Raw genomic sequence first — 20,907 nt, 5'->3', positions numbered from 1 at the left:
GGTTACCAGGGTCGTGATGACCGTGGTGGCCGTTGCTTCGAGCGCCGTGATGACCGTGACCGTCGTCCGCAGGGCCGGGACGACAACCGGGGTGGCCGGTTCGAGCGCGACGACCGTCCGCGTCGGGACGACCGGAGCCGTGACGACCGCGGTCGTGGTGGTTTCCAGGGCCGTGATGACAAGCGCGGTGGCGGCTACCAGGGTCGCGATGACAAGCGCGGCGGTGGTTACCAGGGCCGTGACGACAAGCGCGGTGGTGGTTACCAGGGTCGCGATGACAACCGTGGCCGTGGTGGTTTCCAGGGCCGTGACGACAAGCGCGGTGGTGGTTACCAGGGTCGTGATGACCGTGGTGGCCGTTCCTTCGAGCGCCGTGATGACCGTGACCGTCGTCCGCAGGGCCGGGACGACAACCGCGGCGGTCGCTTCGACCGTGACGACCGCGGCCGCGGTGGTCACCAGGGACGCGACGACAAGCGCGGTGGCGATTACCAGAACCGCGAGGACCGTCCCCGCCGGGACGCCCAGGGCCGCCGTATGCAGGGTGGCGACAAGCGCGGCGGCGGCTACCAGCGCCGTGACGACAACCGTGGCGGACGTCCGCAGAACCGCGACGACCGTCCCCGCCGCGACCAGGGCCACGACCCCGACGAGCGTCCGATCCGCCGCGACCACGCGCCCGTCAGGGACGCCAAGAGCGAGAACCAGCTCTCCAAGGCGGCCCGCGAGCGCCTCGCAGCCCTGCGCGCGGACTACAACCCGCGCGACGAGGACCGGCACAGCGGCGACCCCCGCGACACCTACACGGACGTGCCCAACGGCATCCGGCTCCAGAAGGCGCTGGCCGCGGCCGGTGTCGCCAGCCGTCGGGCCAGCGAGGAGATGATCGCGGCCGGCCGGGTCAGCGTGGACGGCCAGATCGTCCGGCGCTTCGGTGCCCGGGTCGACCCGGACGCCTCCGAGATCCGCGTCGACGACATGCGCGTGGTCACCGCCCCGGACAAGCTGTACTTCGCGTTGAACAAGCCGCGCGGTGTGGTCAGCACCATGTGGGACCCGGAGGGTCGCCCGACCCTGGCCGACTACGCCGGTCAGACCGCCGAGCGCATCTTCCACGTGGGTCGGCTGGACACCGAGACCGAGGGTCTCATCCTGCTGACCAACGACGGTGACCTCGCCAACCGGCTCACGCACCCGCGCTACAAGGTCGTCAAGACCTACGTCGCGAAGGTGGACGGCCCGGTGCCGCACCGCGTGGTGCGCGGGATCGAGAAGGGCGTGGAGCTGGAGGACGGCCCGGTCAAGGTCGACTCCTTCCGCGTGGTCGACAACGACTCCGACCAGGCCATGGTGGAGATCCGTCTGCACGAGGGGCGCAAGCACATCGTGCGCCGTCTCATGGAGGCGGTGGGCCACCCGGTCGCGGACCTGGCGCGTACCCAGGTCGGCCCGATCGACCTGAACAACCTGCGCCTGGGCACCATGCGGGCGCTCAGCTCGCGTGAGGTCGGCGAGCTGTACAAGGCCGCGGGCCTCTAGCCGCGAGGTCTGTCGATACAGTTGACGGCGGTCGCCCCCGAACCCGGGGAGCGGCCGCCGTCTCGCTTATCTCCACGGCGGCGGCACGACTGACGAGGTGAAGGCGGGATCGAACGTGGCGGTACGGGCCATTCGCGGTGCGGTGCAGGTCGACGCGGACGAACGCGAGCAGGTGCTGGAGGCCACGGCCGAACTGGTCTCCGAGGTGATGGGGCGCAACGGGCTCACCACGGACGACGTGATCAGCGTGCTGTTCACGGCCACGCCCGACCTGACCAGCGAGTTCCCCGCGCTGGCTGCCCGCAAGCTGGGTTTCGCCGACGTTCCGCTGATGTGCGCGTCCGAGATCGGCGTCCCGCACGCCCTGCCGCGGGTGGTGCGGCTCATGGCGCACGTGGAGACCGACCGTCCGCGCGCCGAGGTCCAGCACGTCTACCTGCGCGGCGCCCAGGCGCTGCGCCTGGACATCGCCCAGTAGGCGACCGGGCCGGGCGTTCGGCCGGGAGCGGAGCTCTGTCCGCGGTCCCGGGGATCCGAGGGTTTCCTGGGCCGGAACGGTCGTGGGGCCGTCGGATTTCCCGGGCGCGGACTCCGCGCTCGCGGTGTGAGGCGGACGGGCGCCCTGGTCACGAGGTCGTAGTCTGGGAACACGCCTTCGGCACACGTGGGCGTACACGGGCACGCGTGGGAGACGAGGGAGTGTTGTGGACGAGGAGACGGCCGGAGCAGGACGGACGGAACTGCGTCGGGTCACGGTGGTCGGCACCGGCCTGATCGGAACGTCGATCGCGTTGGCCCTGCGCGCCCGCGACGTGGACGTCACCCTCACCGACCCCGACCCCGCGTCCCTGCGGCTGGCCTGCGACCTCGGCGCCGGGCGTCCGCTGGACGAGGCCGGGGACGGTGCCCCCGCGGACGTCGCGGTGATCGCCGCCCCGCCCGCCGTCGTCCCGGCCGTACTGCGCGACCTGCAGAACCGCGGCCTGGCCCAGGTGTACACCGATGTGGCCAGCGTCAAGGCGAGCGTGCTGGAGGGCGCCGAGCGGCTCGGCTGCGACATGGCGACCTTCGTGCCCGGACACCCCATGGGCGGTCGGGAGAAGCACGGCCCCGGCGCCGCCCGCGCCGACCTGTTCCTGGGCCGCTCCTGGGCGCTGTGCCCCACCGGCAAGGCCGACCCGGTGTCCGTCGCGGCGGTGACCGAACTGGCCCGCCTGTGCGGGGCCGACCCGCTGGTGCTGGAGGCGCGTGCGCACGACCGCGCGGTGGCGCTGGTCTCGCACGCCCCGCACGTGGCCTCCTCGGCCGTGGCCGCCCGGCTGCTGTCCGGGGACGCGACCGCGCTGGCCCTGGCCGGTCAGGGCGTGCGTGACGTCACCCGCATCGCCGGCGGGGACCCGGCCATGTGGATGGAGATCCTCACCCACAACGCCGGACCGGTGGCCGACGTACTGAGCGAGATGGCCGCGGACCTGGCCGCCACCGCCGAGGCGCTGCACGCCCGGTCCGCCGATCCGGCCGTGCGGGACCCGGAGCGGACCGAACCCCCTGCCGGGGCCGGGGACGGCCTGGCACCCGTCAGCGACCTGTTGGCCCGCGGTCGTTCGGGGCACGGGCGCATCCCCGGAAAGCACGGATCGGTCCGCCGTCCCGTCTACACGGTGATCCCCGTGGTCATCCCGGACGAGCCCGGCGCGCTGGGCCGCCTGTTCGCGGCGGCGGCCACGGCGGGCGTCAACATCGAGGACGTGCGGATCGAGCACACCCCCGGCCTGCCGCTGGGTGTGGCCGAGCTGTACGTGCTCCCCGAAGCCGTGGACACGCTCGCCGAGGGACTGTCGGCCGACGGCTGGTCGGTGCACCCGGGCGTCTGAGCGCGGTGCCGAGCGGCTCGGTGCGCGGCCTGCGCGGAGCCTCGCACCGGCTGCGCTCTGGTACTGCGAAGCCTCGCGCGAAGGTAGGCTGAGGCGTCGGCGCCGGCAGTACGCGCCGTCACCCCATACACAGTGATTCCGGGAGTCAGCAGCAGTGAGCGCGCAGGGCAAGGGCATCGTCATCGCCATCGACGGTCCCTCCGGGTCGGGCAAGTCGAGCACGGCCAAGGGTGTCGCCAAGGCGCGGGAACTGCGCTACCTCGACACCGGGGCCATGTACCGGGCCCTGACCTGGTGGATGCTGGACAGCGGCATCGACGTCAACGACACCGTCGCGGTGGCCGCCAACGTCGAGCGTCCCGTCATCACCATGGGCACGGACCCGTCCGCCCCCACCGTGACGGTGGACGGCCGCGACGTGGCCGCCGAGATCCGCGGCAAGGAGGTCACCACCAACGTCAGTGCCGTCTCGGCAGTGCCCGAGGCGCGTGAGCTGCTGGTGCGGACCCAGCGCGAGGTCATCGAGGCCGCCTGCGACGAGAGCGCGGGTATCGTGGTCGAGGGCCGTGACATCACGACCGTCGTCGCCCCCGACGCCCCCGTCAAGCTGTTCCTGACCGCCAGCGCCGAGGCGCGTGCGCAGCGGCGCAGCAAGGAGGTCCGGACCGTTGACGTCGCGGCGACCCAGGCCGACCTGGCCCGCCGGGACCAGCTGGACTCCAGCCGCAAGCACTCGCCGCTGACGCAGACCGCGGACGCCACCGAGCTCGACACCACCGGCCTGAGCCTCGACGAGGTCGTCGCCCTGGTCGTCAAGCTGGCCGACGAGGCCCGCGACAACCAGCGCTGAGGTGTCGCCCGCCGAACCCGTCAGAGGGTGGGAGCGGCGGGAGGCCGGGGAGAGACCGGCCACACCACCCCCGCGAGGGGGAACACACGAACATCCACGGGGGTTGCCCCTCGTGGCAGGACACGGGCGCCCGTATCGGCGCCCGTGAGTGATTCACGTGGCGATCGCGTCGAATCCTTACACATCCTCACGGCACGCATCCTGGGCGCGTGGGGACCTGGAACCGGGAGTACGAGTACATGAGTGAGTTCGACGTGTCCGACGTGGGCACGGCACCCGAGGGTGAGGACGCGGCACTGCCCGTCGTCGCCGTCGTCGGCCGCCCCAACGTCGGCAAGTCCAGCCTGGTCAACCGGATCATCGGCCGCCGCGAGGCGGTGGTCGAGGACGTCCCGGGCGTGACCCGGGACCGGGTGGCCTACGACGCCGAGTGGCAGAACCACCGCTTCACGCTGGTGGACACCGGCGGCTGGGAGACCAGTGTCAGCGGCCTGGCCGCGATGGTCGCCCGCCAGGCCGAGTACGCCGCGCAGACCGCCGACGTCATCCTGTTCGTGGTCGACGCGACCGTGGGCATCACCGACGCCGACGCCGCGGTCACCCGCGTGCTGCGCGCCACCAAGAAGCCCGTGGTGCTGGCCGCCAACAAGGTCGACGGCGGGCAGCAGGAGGCCGACGCGCTCGGCCTGTGGAACCTGGGTGTGGGTCAGCCCTTCGCGATCAGCGCCCTGCACGGACGCGGTACCGGCGACATGCTGGACGCCGTCGTGGAGGCCTTCCCCGAGACCCCCGAGGGTCAGGGGGAGGACGACGACGAGGACGGCCCGTCCCGCATCGCCCTGCTGGGCCGCCCGAACGTGGGCAAGTCCAGCCTGCTGAACCGGCTCGCCGGTGAGGACCGCGTGGTCGTGGACTCCGTGGCGGGTACCACCCGTGACGCGGTCGACGAGCTGATCGACCTGGGCGGCAAGACCTGGAAGTTCATCGACACCGCCGGTATCCGCCGCCGGTTCCGTGCGCTCCAGGGCGCCGACTACTACGCGACCATGCGCACCGGCACCGCCCTGGAGCGGGCCGAGGTGGCCGTGGTGCTGATGGACGTCAGCGAGCCGCTGGCCGAGCAGGACATCCGGGTCGTGGAGCAGGTCGTCGAGGCCGGCCGCGGTCTGGTCCTGGCCTTCAACAAGTGGGACATCCTCGACGAGGAGCGCCGCGTCTACCTGGAGAAGGAGATCGACCGCCAGCTGGCGCGGGTCTCCTGGGCCCCCAGGGTGAACATCTCCGCGGCGACCGGCCGCCACATGGAGCGGCTCGTTCCGGCGATCGAGACCAGCCTGGCCGGTTTCAACCAGCGCATCTCCACGGGTCAGCTCAACAACTGGCTCAAGGAGCTGGTGGCGGCCACCCCGCCGCCGGTGCGCGGCGGCAAGCAGCCCAAGATCCTGTTCGCGACCCAGGCCGGTGCGCGTCCGCCGCACTTCGTCCTGTTCACCACCGGGTTCCTCGAGGACAACTACCGCCGCTTCATCGAGCGCCGGCTGCGTGAGGACTTCGGTTTCGAGGGGACCCCGGTGCACATCAGCATGCGGATCCGCGAGAAGAAGGGCGGGCTCCCGGGACGCGCCTCCAAGGGCAGCGTGCGTCCGGACCGCAAGCCGCGCGGTGGCGGAGGCCGCCGCTAGCGGTCAGCCGCCGGGACCCGCTCGGAGCGGGTTCGGCAGGTGAGAGGTGAAGGGGGCGCCCCGGCGGGGCGCCCCCTTCGTCATGTGCTCACGGTCGTGTGCTCACTCGGTGGAGGAGAGTTCCTTGCCCGACGCCGACCCGGCCTTCGGGCGGACGGGGCCGACCAGGCGGCGCAGCAGCTTCTCCGCCGGGCCGCGGTGCCCCCGGCGCCGCATCAGTTCGGCGGCGGCCACCGACACCAGCCAGGTCAGCGCGGCCACCACGAAGGATCCGGTCAGCCCCACGCGGTCCTGGAAACCCAGGACGAAAGGCGAGAAGACCACCATGAACACCACGCTCTGGAACAGGTAGAAGGTCATCGAACGCTGCCCGAGCGCCGCCACGGCCGTGGTCACCGGCCCCCGGGTGCGGGCCGCGCGGATGGAGATCAGGGCGATCGCCCCGGCCATCCCGAAACCGCCGAAGTAGCCGGTGAGCGGCTGGGACAGGGCCGTTCCCCACACCGCGGCCGCGGACTCGGGCGTCCACAGGCCGGTCTGGGCGAGGATCGACGGCAGGGCGCCCAGGACGGAGACCGTCATGGTGATGACGACGGCGCGGGTCAGGAACACGCGGTGGCGTTCGGGCCGGTCCAGCAGTCCGCGCCGGGCCGCCCACATGCCGATGATCACGCCGGGCACCACCAGGACCGTTCCGAACGCCAACCCGAACGGTGTGCCGGAGAGGCGCTGCAGGTAGTGGGTGCCGAGGTCGGTCCCGACGGGCACGGCCACGTTGCCGATGTCGAAGGTGGTCACCCCCTGGCCCAGGGCGAGCATGAGGGGAATCGAGGAGACCAGGGTTCCGGGGACCAGGGTGAGGGCGCCGACCCACAACAGGGTGCGGTCACGGACCTTCAGCAGCCCCACGAGCAGCAGTGAGGCGACGCCGTACGGGGCCAGGATGTCGAGGGGTGCCAGCAGGAGGTGGGCCAGCCCGAAGACCAGCAGCCACAGGCCCCGGCGGCGCAGCATGGAGCGGACGTCGGCGGGATCGTCGCCGTGTGCGGTCCGCCGGTCCAGCATCTGGACGAGGGCGTAGCCGAACAGGAGCGCGAACATGGGCCGGGCGTGGTTGCCCACGAACACTTCGTGGAAGGCGTGGGAGACCCCGTTGGCCAGTGCCGGGCCGTGGTCCACGGCCAGGACGAACAAGGGGGCGTGCGCCAGGGCGATGGCCAGGAGCATGGCGCCCCGGGCCAGGTCGGGGGCGAGCGCACGCGGTGCGCCGGTGGTCGTGGGGGCGGTCACAGGTCCTCCTCGACGGGATGCTTTCTTGCATGCTACGTCATGTAAATCATGTAAAGCATGCGCGAGCTTCGGTCGGAAGGCCACATGATCCGCTTGATACGCTGTGTAAAACGTGTGCGAGAAAGCGGTGACCAGGTGGCTGAGAAGGCGGACGGTGCGCCCTACGGGCCCGGCGGCCGGGGGTTCTACGGTGCGGTGACGGTCAGCGAACGCGGCCAGATCTCGCTCCCGGCTCAGGCCCGCCGTGACCTGGGCATCTCCCCGGGTGACAAGCTGCTGGTCCTGGGCGACCCCGAGCAGGGGCTCGCCCTGATGACGGTCGACCGCATCCTGGGGAACGTGGACTTCTCCCCGGTCCTGAAGTCCGCGGTCCGAGAGCACATCGACGAGGAGGATCCGGAGGCCGGGCCCAGGCCCGAACCGGGCCCCTAGTCACAGGCCGGATCCTCCGGACACACGGAAGGGGCGCCCCGCCGCACTGGCGGGACGCCCCTTCCGTGTGCGCGGGCCGGGCCGGTCAGGAGTCCGAGGGCAGGCGGCGGACGTTGCTGCCCCGGATGCCCGAGCCGCTCCCACCGCTCCTCGGGTAGGGCAGTCTCCCCGTGGCCTTCGGAGCGCGTTCGGGGACCGGGATGGCCGGGGCGCCGGGCAGCGGCTTCCCGGCGCTCTCCTTCATCCGCCAGACCACCAGGACGCCCACGGCGCCGGCGGCCATCACCAGCCAGGCGGGCGAGTACAGGTTGCCGGTGGACTGCACCAGCGACTCGGCGATCAGCGGGGTGGTGCCGCCGAACAGGGCCACCGAGACGTTGAAGGCGATGGCCAGGGCACCGTAGCGGACCTTGGTCGGGAAGAAGGCCGGGAGCGCGGCGGGGGCCGCACCGGAGAAGTGCACCAGGGTGACCGCCAGCACCACCACCCCCAGGGTCGCGGTCCACGGACTGCCCTGTTGCAGCATCCAGAAGGCCGGCAGGGACAGCACGATCGCGAAGAGGCTTCCGGAGAGCAGGACCGGCCTGCGGCCCACCCTGTCGCTCAGGCGGCCGAACAGGGTCACGGTCGCCAGCATGAACACCATGGCGCCCAAGGTCACCACCAGGGCCAGGGTCGTGCCGTATCCCAGCTCCGCCTCCAGGTAGGTGGGCATGTACGCGGTCACCATGTAGTTGTTGACGTTGAAGACCAGGACCAGGCCGATGCACAGCACCATGGCGTGCCACTGGCCCACGACGGTCTCCCTGAGCTGGCCCTTGCGCCGCTCGCCCCCGGCGCCCTTGGCGAAGCCGTCGGTGTTCTCGTTGAAGACCGGGGTGTCCTCCAGCTTCACCCGGAGGTAGAGGCCGACGGCGCCGAGCGGCAGGGCCAGCAGGAACGGGATGCGCCAGCCCCAGGCCTGCATGGCGTCGGCGCCCAGGAGCAGGGTCATCACGGTGACGACGGCGGCACCGCCGACGTAACCGCTGACCGTGCCGAACTCCAGCCAGGAGGCGAGGAAGCCGCGGCGCCTGTCCGGCGCGTACTCGGCGATGAACGTGGTGGCCCCGCCGTACTCACCGCCGGTGGAGAAGCCCTGGAGCATCCGGGCCACCAGGAGCAGGATCGGCGCGGCGATGCCGATGGTGGCGGCCGAGGGGATGAGGCCGATCGAGAACGTGCTGACGGCCATGAGCAGCATGGTGAACGCCAGGACGTGCTTGCGGCCGATCCGGTCGCCGAGCGGGCCGAAGAACATGCCGCCGAGCGGGCGGACGAGGAAGGCCGCGGCGAACGTGGTGAAGGTGGCGATGAGCTGCACGCCCGGCGACTGAGACGGGTAGAAGACCAGCCCGATGGTCACCGCGAGGTAGCTGTAGACACCGAAGTCGTACCACTCCGTCGCGTTGCCGATCGCCGCGGCGGTGACGGCCTTGCGAGTGGCCTTGTGATCGGTTCTCAGGGTCCGCCGGCCCGGTTGTTCGCTCACGTCTCTCCTTCGGTGAAATCACCTGAAGTACATAGATAAGCACCTGGGGTGACGAAAGGGTGGGAGGTGTACGTGTCGCCCGGCGGTAGCGTGGCAGCATGCGTAAAGTACTGGTCAGCGCGTGTCTGATGGGGCGCAGGGTTCGCTACGACGGACAGGCCAAACCGGTGGGGGACGACACGGTCACCCGCTGGCGTGAGGAGGGCCGCCTGGTCGTGCTCTGCCCCGAGATCGCCGGCGGACTGCCGGTGCCCCGGCCGCCCGCCGAGATCGAACCGGGCGCGGACGCCGCCGACGTGCTCGCGGGCCGGGCCCGCATCCTCACCCCCGAGGGCGCCGACGTGACCGACCACTTCGTGTCCGGTGCGCGTTCGGCGCTGGCCACCGCCCGGGCGCACGGGGTGGAGGTGGCCCTGCTCAAGGAGTCCAGCCCCTCCTGCGGGCTGCACGAGGTGTACGACGGGACCTTCGGGGGCCGCAAGACGCCGGGTGAGGGTGTGACCGCGCACCTGCTCCGCGAGCACGGGGTGGCCGTGTTCAACGAGAACGAGGTCGCCCGGGCGGCGGAACGGCTCAGGGCTCTGGAAGCGGACGGGGCGAAGACGGGAACCGGCTGATCCCCTCTGGCACGCCGAGCCCCGGGCGCGCTCGGCGGGTCCCCTCCGCCTTTCGGCTTTCCCTGGTACACGCCGAGGGGCGCCGCCGGTACGGCGACGCCCCTCGGCCACCGGGGTCGGGGCCGGATCAGTCCTTGACGACCTCGTAGTTCAGGCAGGCGAAGGCTCCCGCGAGCTTGGCACCCAGCGGCCGCAGCTGGACCCGCCCGTCGAGTAGGGGAGCCCCGCCGCCCAGGCTGACCGGCGCGACGGACACCCGCACCTCGTCCAGCAGCCCCAGCCGGGCCAGGTTCGCGGCGATCCGTCCGCCGCCGACCACCCAGATGTCGCGGCCGTCGGCGGCCTCGACCATCTCCGCGTGCAGGTCCCGCAGTTCCTGGTCGGTGTCGGCGCTGGTGAAGCGGAGGTCGCCCTCGACCCGGGGGAGCTTCCGGTGGGTGAGCACCCAGGTGGGCACCTCGTACGGCCAGGGCTTGTCGCCCTCGTGCTCGTTGATCCACTCGTAGGTGGTCGCGCCCAGCACGATCGCCCCCGCGTTCTTGATGAACTCGGCGGTCGAGTCGATCGCCTCGCCCTCCTGTGCGCCCTCCACGGCGAACAGCCACTCCAGCGAGTTGTCCTCGTCGGCGATGAACCCGTCCAGGCTGGTGGCGGTCTCGTACACGGTCCTGCTCATGTTGTCTCTCCCCGTTTCCTCGGTGCTTCGTTCCGGTGCTGCTCGTGCCGTTCCTGCAACCACTCCAGCGGGTCACCGTGGCCCACCTCGACCCCCGCCGCGCGCAGCATGTGCCGCACGCTCTGCCTGCGGTGCGCGGAGTAGGTGAGCACGTGGGCGACCACCCCGCCGAGCAGGAAGCTCTCCGGGGGGTCGCACAGCGCGTCGATGAGCCGGTCACCCCAGGCGTCCCGCCGCCCGATGTCGGCGACGGTGGCGATCCAGCGCGCCGCGGCCTCCTCGTGCCGGACCCGCAGCGACTCCGGGTCGTCGGCGCCGTGGGCGGGGAGGTCGGCGCCCTCGATGGAGGCGAGCCAGACCTCCTTGGACCACACCAGGCGGTCCAGGGTGGTGGCGATCGACTCCTCGGGCCCGTCCCAGACCAGCACGGTCCGGCCCGGTTCCCGGACCTTCCTGTACTCCTCCTCGGGCAGATCCGCGGCGAGCCGGATGAGCAGGGCGGTGTCGTCCACGTCGTGGTGGGTCTGGAGCGCGGTCACGTCCATGCCGGGGCGTCCTCTCGGTTTCTCCTCCACCCACAGGTGGATCGGCGGGTGGAAGTGGACGCCGTTCGGTGCGGGCAGCCATCGGCCGCTGCCCGCCGTGGTGGCGCTGGGCGGATGACCGAAGGCCCGCGCGAAGGCCCGCGTGAACCCCTCCACCGACGCGTATCCGGCCTCGAACGCCGCGTCCGTGACGCTGGTGCCCTGCCCGATCTGCCAGGCGGCCCGCTCCAGCAGGACCCGGCGGCGCAGTGCCACCGGGGACTCACCGGTGTCGCGGGACAGGACCCGGCTGAAGTGGAAGGGTGAGGTGTAGGTCTGCCCCGCCATCTCGCTCAGCCGGGTGTTGTTCTCGTCCAGGACCGCGTCGAGCAGTTCACGCAGACGGTCACGCCCTGAAGCGGGCGTGGCGGTGGGTTCGGTCATGTGACCAGTATGTTCTCCGGACCCTCGCCGCCGCTTGACCGTTCTTGCGCGGTGTCCGCGGCCTCGTGTCCGACCCGCACCGCTCTGAGCGCGGGCGGCACCATCGCCAGCAACGCGAGCAGGGCGAGGCCGACGCCGACCCACAGCGGTGCGCGCAGGCCGAAGGCGTCGATGCCCATGCCGCCGAACCAGGAGCCGAGTACGACGCCCATGGTGATGAACGAGGAGTGCACGGTGTTGACCAGGGCCCGCGGGTTGCCCGCGCGCTGGACACGCGTGATCATCGCCGGGTTCAGGGGGATGCCGACCAGGCCGATGCCCACCATCGCCAGCAGGGCGAGCGCCGCGACATCGGCGAACAGGGCGAAGACGACGAGGAAGGCCGTATTGAGCGCCAGGCCCGCGACGATGACGGTGATGGTGTGCGACATGGCCAGGCGTCCGACGACGGCGTTGCCGATCACGGTCGCGCCGCCGTAGGCGAGCAACAGCAGCGGCACGAGGTCACGGGAGAACCCGGTGATCTCGGTGAGGACGGGCGTGAAGTAGGAGAAGGCCGCGAAGGTGGCGCCGATGACGAGGGTCGAGGTGCCCATGACCAGCCACAGCCGCGGCCTTGTGAACACCTCGATCTCGGTGCGCAGCCGTCCGGCGTCATCGGACCTGTCCAGGCGGGGCAGCGCCGGCACGGTGGCGACCGCGACGACCAGGGTCAGCGCTCCGACGAAGACGAAGGCGGCCCGCCAGCCGAACTGGCCGCCGATGAGAGAGGACAGCGGAAGGCCCAGCAGGGTGCCCACCATGAGGCCCTGCAGGGCCAGGCCGGTGGCGCGACCGCGCAGGTGTGCGGGGGCGACCTGGGCGACGGCGGACAGGGCGACGCCGAAGAACGCTCCGGCGGCGGCGCCGGTGACCACTCGTGCGGCCACCATGGGCCAGTACTCCGTGGACAGCGCGGCCAGGGCGTTGCCCGCGAAGAAGAGGGCGAACAGGGTCAGGAGCGCGTGGTGGGTGCGCAGTCTCAGGACCGCGAGGGCCACGATCGGGCCGCCGAGCGCCATGGCCAGGGCGAACGCGGTGATGAGGTAACCGATCTGCGGGATGGTGGCACCCAGGGCATCGGACATCTGCGGCATGAGTCCGCCAACGAGCAGTTCGCTGGTGACCATGGCGAAGATGCCGAGCGCCATGAGGTACACGGACTTGGGCATGGAGGTTCCGCCTTTTTGTATTGATCGGTCCAAAATGAGGGCGTGCGGGGTCACGGCTCGCCGAGCGGGGCGGTCAGGGGAGGGTCGGTCGGTCGAAGGGGGCGAGTCGGCTGGGAGGAAGGGTGGTCCCGGGCGGGCGCTTCAGGGGGTGAGCGCGGCGACACCGGTCGAGGCGATGCCCTCCAGGGTCCGGCGTCCGGCGCCCGACTGGGCAGCGACCCGCATCCCGTAGATCAGGGAGGTCACGTACCAGGCCAGTTCCCCGGGGTCGCGGTCGGCGGCGACGGAACCGTCGAGCTGGCCGTCCATGAGGGTCAGGCGCAGACCGGAGAGGCGTCGTCGCAGGTCGGCGTCGACCAGCTGGGCGATGTCGGGGTTGCGTGAGGCCACAGTGGTGATGGTGTTGACGGTGAAGCAGCCCGCTCCGCGGCCGTTCGCCTGGTTCGCGGCCTCGTCCTCGACGATCACGGCCAGGAGGGCGCGCACGCGCTCCAGGGCAGTGGTCCCGGGGGTGTCCAGGACGGCGCTCTGGCGGGCGGTCATGGTGGTGACGTAGTGCGCGAGCGCCCGCCGGAACAGGTGCTCCTTGGAGTGGAACGTGTTGTAGAGGCTGCTCCGGGGCAGTCCGGTCGCCCGGCACAGGTCGGCCGTGGACGTACCGTCGAACCCCTTGTTCCAGAACTCGCCGTAGGCGGCCCGGACCACTCGCTCCTCGTCGAACTGGCGCGGTCTTCCCATGGGGAGACGGTAGCAGGTTTTGGACTGAATTGAACAAAACTCTGGCGTGAGAGAGCGGCCGCAGGGGTGGAGGCCGGTTTCCGCCCGCCTCCGGGGAGCTCGGGGCCTCCGGCGTTATTCGCTGGATCCCGACGAACACCCTCAGTACGCTGACCCGTACGTCGGCGACCCGCTGCCGTGTGTCGAACACCAGAGGACGGCGAATGGGAGCCCCGGCCCCCGCACAGGTGCGAAGGCTGTTGCGGCAGCGCTCCTTCCGCACGGTGTGGTTCGGCGAGATGCTGGCCCTGCTGGGCGACTTCAGCTTCACGGTGGTCTTCGTCTGGCTCGTGTTCGCCGAGACCGGATCAGCCGGAGCCCTCGCCGCGATCATGATGACGCAGGCCGTGCCGCGCGGGGTGCTCCTGCTCCTGGGCGGGGCCGTGACGGACCGGTGGTCGCCGCGCACCGTCATGTTCTGCTCGCACCTGACCCGGGGCGCCGCCGTCGGGCTCCTCGGGCTGCTGGCCCTGGCCGACTCCGTCCAGGTGTGGCACCTGTACGCCCTGGGGCTGGTCGCCGGAGTCGCCGAGGCCTTCTACTGGCCCTCCAGCAGCAGCATCCTGCCGAGCCTGGTACCGGCCGCGAGCCTGGACCGGGCCAACGCCATGATGGGGTTCAGTGAGCAGATCGGCCGCCTGCTCGGACCGGCGCTCGGCGGCGTGCTCATCGTCGCCGCGGGGGCGGCTCCGGCCGTTGCGCTGACCTCCGCCACGTTCTTCGCGGCGGCGCTCAGCGTGCTCGCCGCCCCCCGCAGGCCGCCGCCCGGGCACGGGGCCGAGCCGGTCCGCGCCGTGGTCCGGGAGATCGTGGACGGCCTGGGGTACGCGCGCCGCAGCCGCGAGATCCGGACCGTGCTCCTGCTCATCGGCGCGGCGACCCTGAGCTACAGCGGGCTCTTCGCCGTGGGGCTGCCCGCGCTCGCGCAGAGCCTTCCCGGCGGGGCCCTGGGGCTCAGCCTGCTCCTCTCCGCCTGGGGCCTGGGGCAGTTGGTCGGGACCGTCTCCGCCGTGTTCACGGGGCTGCCCCGCCGCTGGGGCCTGCTCATCATCTGTATGACCCTGGTGGAGGGGGCCGCGTTCGCGTTCCTGGGTTTCCTGCCCCACGTGTGGCTGGCCGCGGCCCTGCTCGCCGTGCTGGGCGTGGGTGTGGCCTACTCCACGGACGTCGCCCTGCCGACCTTCGTCCAGACCCGCACGCCACCGGAGGTCCTCGGCCGGATCAGCAGTGTGCTGAGCCTGCCGCGCGTGGTCCTGGAACCGGTCTCCCTCGGGTTGATGGGGCTCCTGGTCACCGGGGACGTGCGCTGGGGTTTCGTGATGGCGGCGGTCCCGATGGTGCTGGTGGGCCTACGGCTGGCCTTCGACCGCCGGGCCAGGTCCCTGACCACGGCGGTGCCGGAGGCCGCCTGAGGCGGAACGCTCCAGCCGGTGACCGTCGGGACGGACGGCGGGCCGCCGCCCCTGAGCGGGGACGGGAGCGCGGGCCGACAGGGCCGGAAGGGTGTCGCGAGGGGGTGGTGCGCCCGTCCGCGGGGGCCGGAAACGGTGGTGCGAACGCCTCAGAAGATGCGATAGAGTCGTCCCCGTTGGTGACGCCGGGGACGGCGTCCCACCAGCGGCCGGGACGTAGCGCAGTTTGGTAGCGCACTTGACTGGGGGTCAAGGGGTCGTGGGTTCAAATCCCGCCGTCCCGACAGAGAAGTAGCAGGTCATAGAGGGGTCCACCATCTGGTGGGCCTCTTTCTGCGTTCCTGGTGGGGTAAAAGTGGGGGAGGACCGGGTTGCGTGGGGCGTGAGCCCACGTCGTGCAGGATCTCGTTCATCGCGGTTGCCGCGGATCGGCGTACCGGCCGCATTTGGCGGCGGTAGACACGTTCGGTGGTGCCGGTGCCGTTACGGCCGACCAACAGGGAGATCTCCTCGATATGGTGGCCGGTGTCCGTGGCGAGGCGAGCCGCACCGCTTCCGTGTCGATCATCACGCCCGGTAGCAGAACCCAGAGCAGGTGGGAGTGTCCTGCGCTGGAGGTTCAGGACTCCGGGGCCAGTTCCGCGTAGACCACGGTATTGCTCTGGTAACTGCGCGTGGCCTCGTCGAACCGTCCGCTGCACGTGATCAGTCGTAGCTCGGCACCGCCGCCGGTGGGTCCGTAGACCCGATCGGTCGGAAAGCCGTTCTTGGGGTACTGCTCGACCGCGTAGACGGTGAAGGTCGCCGTGGTCTCATCGGTGCGCTCCACACGGACCACGTCCCCGGGCCGGAGTTCGCCCAGGCGGTGGAACACCGCCGGTGCGGTCCGCGAGTCGACGTGGCCGCCGATGACGGCGGGGCCCGCCTGTCCGGGGGTGGGACCGTGTTCGTACCAGCCCGCCGCGTCGTAGTCCTCGGGCGCCTCGATCTCACCGTCCTCTTCCAGCCCCAGGCGGACGAGGCCGTCGACGTCCACACCGATCGTCTCGATCTCCAGCCCTACCGGTTCGGAGTACGGGAACACCCGCGTACGGGTTTCGGGTCTCGGCGGGGAGGTGCGCTCCGCCTGTGGCCCCTCTCCGGTGCTCCGCTGGGTCTGGACGCCGTCACTCGCCGGCGGTGCCGAGTCGCGACCCGGGGTGAGCGCGGAGGCGATCAGCAGGGCTCCCACTGTCGCGGCCACGGCGAGAGCCACCGCAGGGACCCTGCGGCGGCCCTCGCGGGTACGCGGGCCTTCAGAACTCATCGGCCGAGCCTTCGGACGATGCGTGCCCGCTCATGTCAGTGCCCCTGGACCATGCGCCGACGGAACAGGAAACCCGCGCCCGCACCCGCCGCGGCGACCAGGGCCGCACCGGAGCCGAGCATCAGGGCGTCAGGGCCCGCGGAGCCGGCACCGCCGCCGCCCGCGGCCATGCCGCCCTCTGGTGCCGGCGTGAGCTTGCCGCACGTGGCGGGGTCGGTGGCCTCTGCGGGCAGCTCCGGGTCCAGGTCGCTGGCGCCGCCGCCGTCGGCGTCGTACTCGCCGTTGCCGTTGTAGTCCAGGCCGTGCTGGACGATCACGGCCTCACCGGCCCTGATCGAGGAGGCCACGTCCTCGGGCACCTCGAAGGTCCGGTGGTAGGTGACATGGCCGTCGGCGCCGGCGACGGGGAAGCGGTCGACCGCCAGACCGCTGTCGGGTGAGGTGTCGCCCTCGGTGGTCAGCGAGGTCTTGATTTCCCCGTAGAAGGGCTGCCCCTCGGTGGTGCTGAGGCGGTCATCGTCCTCGATGTCGTCAGCGACGTCCGGGCCCGGGCACATGTTCGTGCCGCCGATGTGGAAGTGCTGGGCGTGCGGCTGGTCGGCCAACAAACCGGACGACTCGATGTCGACGGTGACCCTGGTGCCCTCGATCGTCACCGTGGAGGTGCCGTGCGCGCCGGAGTCGTTGAGCGCGGTGAGGTCGGCGTGCAGCGTCATCGCCTCCTCGGCCGAGGCCGGCGCCGCGGCGGTGAGTACGCCGGCGGGCAGAGCGAACGCCAGCAGGGCCAGCTTCCGGTACTTCATGGATTCTCCCTCGAAACAGCCCCGGGTCCTCGGTGGAAGCGGGGCGGTGAGTCGAGCTTTGAGGCAGAACCCTGGCCAGGCGAACCTTCACACGCCTGCCTTTCCAGATCCTGGGTCGTTGTTTGCCCCCTGGACGAGCAGATCCGGAGTTCGGACCCGTCAAAGCGGCGAGGGTGCCCGTGATCCGTGTGTGACGACAGGCCTGAACACCCTCTTGACCGTGCTGAACGGGGAAGGGCTTCGGGCCCTCCGGTAGCGCAGGGACGTAGACGCCGCCGGATCCGCTCAGCGGACTCGTAGGACCCGTGACGGACCGTTCGGTTCCAGGGAGGCACTCCTGGAGCAGACCCCCGACCGGGCCGTCGACATCTTCCGCGCGGCGGTCATCGACCCTGCCTCAGGAGGGCCGCCCGGACCGGAACGGCTCGCCCGGCTGATCGAACTCCGGGTCGGCTACCTGGAGGACTGCCCCTTCCCCGGCGGCGGTTCCCCCGGGGACCTGGCGACCGTGCTGGTCGGTATCTCCATGGCCGCCAACCACAGATCCAACTGCTGGCGGACCCGGGCGCTCCGGCCCGCGCCCGCCGACTGATGCGTGCCGCGGCGGGCCTGGAAACCGGATGAGCCGGCGGTTACCGGAAGGGCCGCCCCCCGTCCGCCTCCTTCCGCGCGATGCGGGAGGCCGTGTACGGGAAGAGCAGGACCGTGAGGGCGCCCGCGGTGACCATGACGGAGGCGACGGTGTCGTCGATGATCTCCGAGGACACCGCGACCTGGGTCACGGCCACGATGATGGGCAGGCCCGTCGCGGCGTACAGGCCGAGGGCGGCGTGATCGCCCGTCGCGGTCAGCCCGGAGTGCGTCGTGGTCCACCGTTCGCGGAGGAAGACCGGTAGTCCGCGCACCAGCAGGATCACGGCGACGAAGCCGAGCAGCAGGGGCCACCGGGAGGCGACGGCCAGGAAGTCGATGCTCATGCCGCTGGTCACGAAGAACACCGGGATCAGCAGGCTGAACCCGACGATCTCGACCTTGTGCATGATCTCGGCCGCGTGCTCGGGTGCGGTGGCGTTGAGGGCGGTGTTCAGCAGCAGGCCCGCCGTGAAGGCGCCCAGGGCCACGTCGAGTTCGAGGACGGCGGTCAGCAGCATCAGTGTGACCAGGAGAAGCACGGTGGCGCGCAGGGTGGTCTGCATGGTGGTGTTGGAGGCGCCGGCGAAGGCCCGCCTCAACAGGGGGACACGGCTGAAGAAGCGCCCGGGGACCACGACGACGAGCACCGCGACCGCGGCGAACAGGATCAGGACCGCCGCGGCCTGCCAGGTGCCCCGGGAGGACAGCAGCAGCGACATCGCCACGATCGGCAGGAGCTCGCCGTAGGCGCCGTGGACCATGGTGGCCCGGCCCAGGGGCGTCCCCAGCGCACCGGAGTCCTTGACGATGGGCAGCAGGGTGCCCAGAGCCGTCGACGTCGAGGCGATGGCCAGCACGATCGCGACGTGAGTGTCCCCCTGGACCAGGAGCATCGCCGCGCCGAACCCGAGTACGGCGCACAGCCCCCAGGTCAGCGCCGCGTTCCTGCCCTGCCGTCCGCGCATGTCGGTGGTGTCGACCTCGAAGCCGGCCAACAGGAACAGGAACCCCAGGCCGAGTTCCCGCAGGAACTGGACCGATTCGGTCTCGGCGGCCAGTCCCAGGGCGTGGGGGCCGATGACCGCACCGAACACCAGCAACCAGACCACGTCCGGAACCTTGCGCCGTGTGACCAGCGCCAGCACAGGGCCGAGGACCGCCGCCAGGGCGATCCACCACATCGACATCAGGTTGTCCACCAGCATGTGTCCCTCGGCCATGCTGGAATGCTAACGAAGAGGGCGCTGACCAGGGAGTTGGCGCGTTCGTCCTTGACCGAATACCTGCCTTGGAAGCTGTTCTCCGCGCAGGGGTGACGGGCAGACCGCCGGTCGGATCGCCGGGGCCGGCGGCCGGGGCTAGGGGGCGTCCGGCTCCGCTCTGGGGAGGGGCGGCTGCGCGGCGACCCGGCGGCGCAGCCGGAGGCCGACCGCGCTGGCGACGAGCAGCACGGCGCCGGCGACGAGCAGGACACCCGCGGCCGACACCTCACCGTCGGTGAGCTCCCAGACGAGCCGCGGAACCGCGACCGTGGCGGCGAGCACGCCGAACACGAGCGCCGCACCGGGGCCGCGCGACGCCGAGCGCCACAGCGCGAACAGGGTGAACAGGCCTGCTGCGACGGCGAGCTCCGCGACGTAGTCCATCGGCGTCTCCAGCATCAGGGCTCCCGCGTACGCGGTCACCGCGCCGAGCCCGACCGCGGTCCCCTGCTCGCGCAGCACGCCCACCACCGCGAGGGCGATCATCGCCGCGCCGAGGAGGACCAGGCCCGCGCCGGCCGCGGTGAAGGCCACCTGCCATCCGTCGGAGGAGTATGCGCTCCCACTGTTCGATCCGACGAGTTCGTAGACCACCTCCTCCACCCCGTAACCGATGAGGAAGGCGCTCATGCCCCAGGCCGCGACCAGCCCGGGTGCGGAGCGCAGCAGCACATAGGCGGTCAGGGCGACCACCAGTCCGGCAGCGGACGCCAAGGTGGTCGGGCTCGGTACGGACTCGTAGGACAGCGCTCCCTCCGCGGCCTCGGCGACGGCGAAGGCCGTGGAGAGCGCCGCCAGTCCGAACAGGGCACCGCCGAGCCGACGGCGGGCCGGGACCGTCTCCGCCGACCGGCGGAGCAGGGCCGGGCCGCCGGCCATCCCGAACCCGGCTGCCGCGAGCGCGGCGGCGACCACCACGAGCAGCGTGACCCGGACCCCGAGCTCCAGGACGTCCCACGCGGTGGCCACGAACGTGCCCACGGCCGCGAGCACGAGCCCGCCGCCGACGTAGCCCAGTACCTCCGCCCAGCGGATCCTCGTCCCCGGGCGCCCGGCTGCCGACTCCAGGGCTGCGGCGACCGCGTCGGCCTGTCCGCGGTCGATCACCCCTTGTTCGACGAGTCCGTCCAACGCCTCGGCGCGGGTCCCATCGCGTGCCTCCATCGGGCACCACCTTCCCGTCGACTCCGAACTGCCCACTGCCGTCCGCCCCTGCGCCCGGGGCCGACGCCCCCATCCCAACGCACGACGGCCGTGCTGTCCTGAGCAGGAGTACTCAGAGAGCCGATCATCGTCCGGTGCGGCAGCGCCAGGGGATCGGATGCCACGTACGGCTCATGGCGCCGGGCGGCGCCGCCGGTGCACGGGTTCGCGGTGCCTTCGCGCGCCTGTGCCTCCCGGCCCCTGACCGGGGTCGAAGTGCCGGTGCCCGTCCGCCGGGGTCACTCGACCACGGCGGCCAGGCCGTTGAGCCGCAGCCGGGTCGCGCCCTCCAGGTGGGCGCGGTCCTGGGTGCCGTCGCCGGTGAGGACCAGGAAGGCGTACTGCTCGGTCCAGGTCAACAGGGTGCCGGTGTCCTCGGGGGTGAGCTCCACGGTCGCCAGTGACACCCACCGGGTGAGCCCGTTGACGCGCGCTGTGTGCGTGTACACGATCCGCCGCTCGGGGACGATGTCGTGGAAGTGGTCCAGGGACTCCAGCTCCTCCGGGCCCCCGAGGCCGGGGAAGGTGTTGGTCGCGTGCTCGATCCCCCCGACCCTGAAGTCGAGTTCGTGCCGGGAGGAGGCGGAGGGTCCGGGCAGCCGTGACCAGAGCTTTCGCAGGTTGAGCTGGGAGAAGGCGGCGAACACCGCGTCGGGGGAGGCCTTCAGGGGGTAGTCCAGAGTGAACGTGCCGTGCAGCGCGGGTGCGTTTCCCGTGTGGGCCATGGCGCTCCAGTCCGTGCGGTGGCAGCGGGCACAGGGCCGGACCGCGTGAGGGGTTCTGCTCGTACGAACAGGACAGCGCCGGAGGTGTCGGTTCTATTTCCGCCGCCGCGCCCGGT

Annotated in this window: 19 protein-coding genes and 1 tRNA gene; 9 read left to right on the top strand and 11 right to left on the bottom strand. The window is 71.5% G+C overall.

The window, feature by feature from the left end; translation table 11 throughout:
• Nucleotides 1–537 precede the first annotated feature (537 nt).
• The 5 genes from D458_RS38085 (at nt 538) to der (ending at nt 5,945) form a co-directional block, all read left to right on the top strand.
• Nucleotides 538–1,539, top strand: coding sequence for a pseudouridine synthase (locus D458_RS38085; RefSeq protein WP_338036992.1), 1,002 nt, complete (start codon nt 538–540; stop codon nt 1,537–1,539).
• Nucleotides 1,540–1,654: 115 nt separating this feature from the next.
• On the top strand, nt 1,655–2,017 hold the full coding sequence (aroH, locus tag D458_RS0113065; RefSeq protein ID WP_026119259.1) for a chorismate mutase: 363 nt from the start codon (nt 1,655–1,657) through the stop codon (nt 2,015–2,017).
• 226 nt (nt 2,018–2,243) lie between these two features.
• Nucleotides 2,244–3,413 (top strand): prephenate dehydrogenase, encoded by a 1,170-nt coding sequence (locus D458_RS0113060; protein ID WP_017587197.1) that lies wholly within the window; start codon nt 2,244–2,246, stop codon nt 3,411–3,413.
• A gap of 154 nt (nt 3,414–3,567) precedes the next feature.
• A complete protein-coding gene (cmk, locus tag D458_RS0113055; protein ID WP_017587196.1) occupies nt 3,568–4,263 on the top strand; it encodes a (d)CMP kinase in 696 nt (231 codons plus the stop codon).
• A 239-nt stretch (nt 4,264–4,502) separates the two neighbouring features.
• Nucleotides 4,503–5,945: a ribosome biogenesis GTPase Der gene (gene der, locus D458_RS0113050; RefSeq protein ID WP_017587195.1), complete on the top strand. Its 1,443-nt coding sequence runs from the start codon at nt 4,503–4,505 to the stop codon at nt 5,943–5,945.
• Nucleotides 5,946–6,047: 102 nt separating this feature from the next.
• Here the strand turns inward: der and D458_RS0113045 are convergent, their stop codons facing one another.
• Nucleotides 6,048–7,235, bottom strand: a complete 1,188-nt coding sequence (locus tag D458_RS0113045) for a DUF418 domain-containing protein (RefSeq protein ID WP_017587194.1) — start codon at nt 7,233–7,235, stop codon at nt 6,048–6,050.
• A gap of 135 nt (nt 7,236–7,370) precedes the next feature.
• On the opposite strand from D458_RS0113045, the gene D458_RS0113040 reads away from it, so the two are divergent.
• A complete protein-coding gene (locus D458_RS0113040) occupies nt 7,371–7,667 on the top strand; it encodes an AbrB/MazE/SpoVT family DNA-binding domain-containing protein (protein ID WP_017587193.1) in 297 nt (98 codons plus the stop codon).
• 85 nt (nt 7,668–7,752) lie between these two features.
• On the opposite strand, the gene D458_RS0113035 is transcribed toward D458_RS0113040, so the two are convergent.
• A complete protein-coding gene (locus D458_RS0113035) occupies nt 7,753–9,198 on the bottom strand; it encodes an MFS transporter (protein WP_017587192.1) in 1,446 nt (481 codons plus the stop codon).
• A gap of 98 nt (nt 9,199–9,296) precedes the next feature.
• Between D458_RS0113035 and D458_RS0113030 the strand changes: the two genes are divergently transcribed.
• Complete coding sequence (locus D458_RS0113030) at nt 9,297–9,815, top strand: DUF523 domain-containing protein (RefSeq protein WP_026119258.1); 519 nt, start codon at nt 9,297–9,299, stop codon at nt 9,813–9,815.
• 127 nt (nt 9,816–9,942) lie between these two features.
• On the opposite strand, the gene D458_RS0113025 is transcribed toward D458_RS0113030, so the two are convergent.
• From D458_RS0113025 to D458_RS0113010, 4 genes are all read right to left on the bottom strand, one after another.
• A complete protein-coding gene (locus tag D458_RS0113025) occupies nt 9,943–10,491 on the bottom strand; it encodes a dihydrofolate reductase family protein (protein WP_017587190.1) in 549 nt (182 codons plus the stop codon).
• Nucleotides 10,488–11,459: a helix-turn-helix domain-containing protein gene (locus D458_RS0113020; RefSeq protein WP_017587189.1), complete on the bottom strand. Its 972-nt coding sequence runs from the start codon at nt 11,457–11,459 to the stop codon at nt 10,488–10,490. Before D458_RS0113020 ends, D458_RS0113025 begins: the two co-directional genes overlap by 4 nt.
• Nucleotides 11,456–12,670, bottom strand: a complete 1,215-nt coding sequence (locus D458_RS33465) for an MFS transporter (protein WP_017587188.1) — start codon at nt 12,668–12,670, stop codon at nt 11,456–11,458. The genes D458_RS0113020 and D458_RS33465 overlap by 4 nt, the downstream gene beginning before the upstream one ends.
• Nucleotides 12,671–12,811: 141 nt before the next feature.
• Nucleotides 12,812–13,408 carry a TetR/AcrR family transcriptional regulator gene (locus tag D458_RS0113010; RefSeq protein ID WP_026119257.1) on the bottom strand — a complete coding sequence of 199 codons (597 nt, stop codon included), beginning with the start codon at nt 13,406–13,408 and terminating at the stop codon, nt 12,812–12,814.
• Between the two features lie 203 nt (nt 13,409–13,611).
• On the opposite strand from D458_RS0113010, the gene D458_RS0113005 reads away from it, so the two are divergent.
• Both D458_RS0113005 and D458_RS0113000 read left to right on the top strand, forming a co-directional pair.
• Nucleotides 13,612–14,859 carry an MFS transporter gene (locus tag D458_RS0113005; protein WP_017587186.1) on the top strand — a complete coding sequence of 416 codons (1,248 nt, stop codon included), beginning with the start codon at nt 13,612–13,614 and terminating at the stop codon, nt 14,857–14,859.
• Nucleotides 14,860–15,069: 210 nt separating this feature from the next.
• Nucleotides 15,070–15,143: transfer RNA gene (locus tag D458_RS0113000), tRNA-Pro, on the top strand.
• A 335-nt stretch (nt 15,144–15,478) separates the two neighbouring features.
• Here D458_RS0113000 and D458_RS0112995 read toward each other — a convergent pair.
• From D458_RS0112995 to D458_RS0112975, 5 genes are all read right to left on the bottom strand, one after another.
• Nucleotides 15,479–16,165: a class F sortase gene (locus D458_RS0112995; RefSeq protein ID WP_083936297.1), complete on the bottom strand. Its 687-nt coding sequence runs from the start codon at nt 16,163–16,165 to the stop codon at nt 15,479–15,481.
• 35 nt (nt 16,166–16,200) lie between these two features.
• A complete protein-coding gene (locus D458_RS0112990) occupies nt 16,201–16,968 on the bottom strand; it encodes a hypothetical protein (protein WP_017587184.1) in 768 nt (255 codons plus the stop codon).
• A gap of 632 nt (nt 16,969–17,600) precedes the next feature.
• A complete protein-coding gene (locus tag D458_RS0112985; RefSeq protein ID WP_026119255.1) occupies nt 17,601–18,821 on the bottom strand; it encodes a cation:proton antiporter in 1,221 nt (406 codons plus the stop codon).
• 138 nt (nt 18,822–18,959) lie between these two features.
• Nucleotides 18,960–20,027 (bottom strand): DUF2157 domain-containing protein, encoded by a 1,068-nt coding sequence (locus tag D458_RS0112980; protein ID WP_017587182.1) that lies wholly within the window; start codon nt 20,025–20,027, stop codon nt 18,960–18,962.
• A gap of 278 nt (nt 20,028–20,305) precedes the next feature.
• A complete protein-coding gene (locus D458_RS0112975) occupies nt 20,306–20,791 on the bottom strand; it encodes an SRPBCC domain-containing protein (RefSeq protein WP_017587181.1) in 486 nt (161 codons plus the stop codon).
• Between the last annotated feature and the right edge of the window lie 116 nt (nt 20,792–20,907).

Source organism: Nocardiopsis ganjiahuensis DSM 45031 (assembly GCF_000341085.1).
In the GTDB taxonomy this organism is placed as follows: domain Bacteria; phylum Actinomycetota; class Actinomycetes; order Streptosporangiales; family Streptosporangiaceae; genus Nocardiopsis; species Nocardiopsis ganjiahuensis.
This window is presented reverse-complemented; position numbering and strand designations above follow the sequence as displayed.

Bases quoted from the DNA above. Each gene is read 5' to 3' on its own strand.
- D458_RS0112975 (WP_017587181.1), bottom strand. From the start codon at position 20,791: ATGGCCCACACGGGAAACGCACCCGCGCTGCACGGCACGTTCACTCTG.
- D458_RS0113030 (WP_026119258.1), top strand. From the start codon at position 9,297: ATGCGTAAAGTACTGGTCAGCGCGTGTCTGATGGGGCGCAGGGTTCGC.
- D458_RS0112990 (WP_017587184.1), bottom strand. From the start codon at position 16,968: ATGAAGTACCGGAAGCTGGCCCTGCTGGCGTTCGCTCTGCCCGCCGGC.
- D458_RS0112980 (WP_017587182.1), bottom strand. From the start codon at position 20,027: ATGGAGGCACGCGATGGGACCCGCGCCGAGGCGTTGGACGGACTCGTC.
- der (WP_017587195.1), top strand. From the start codon at position 4,503: ATGAGTGAGTTCGACGTGTCCGACGTGGGCACGGCACCCGAGGGTGAG.
- D458_RS0113020 (WP_017587189.1), bottom strand. From the start codon at position 11,459: ATGACCGAACCCACCGCCACGCCCGCTTCAGGGCGTGACCGTCTGCGT.
- D458_RS0113005 (WP_017587186.1), top strand. From the start codon at position 13,612: ATGGGAGCCCCGGCCCCCGCACAGGTGCGAAGGCTGTTGCGGCAGCGC.
- D458_RS0112995 (WP_083936297.1), bottom strand. From the start codon at position 16,165: ATGAGTTCTGAAGGCCCGCGTACCCGCGAGGGCCGCCGCAGGGTCCCT.
- D458_RS0113010 (WP_026119257.1), bottom strand. From the start codon at position 13,408: ATGGGAAGACCGCGCCAGTTCGACGAGGAGCGAGTGGTCCGGGCCGCC.
- D458_RS38085 (WP_338036992.1), top strand. From the start codon at position 538: ATGCAGGGTGGCGACAAGCGCGGCGGCGGCTACCAGCGCCGTGACGAC.
- D458_RS0112985 (WP_026119255.1), bottom strand. From the start codon at position 18,821: ATGGCCGAGGGACACATGCTGGTGGACAACCTGATGTCGATGTGGTGG.
- D458_RS33465 (WP_017587188.1), bottom strand. From the start codon at position 12,670: ATGCCCAAGTCCGTGTACCTCATGGCGCTCGGCATCTTCGCCATGGTC.
- D458_RS0113025 (WP_017587190.1), bottom strand. From the start codon at position 10,491: ATGAGCAGGACCGTGTACGAGACCGCCACCAGCCTGGACGGGTTCATC.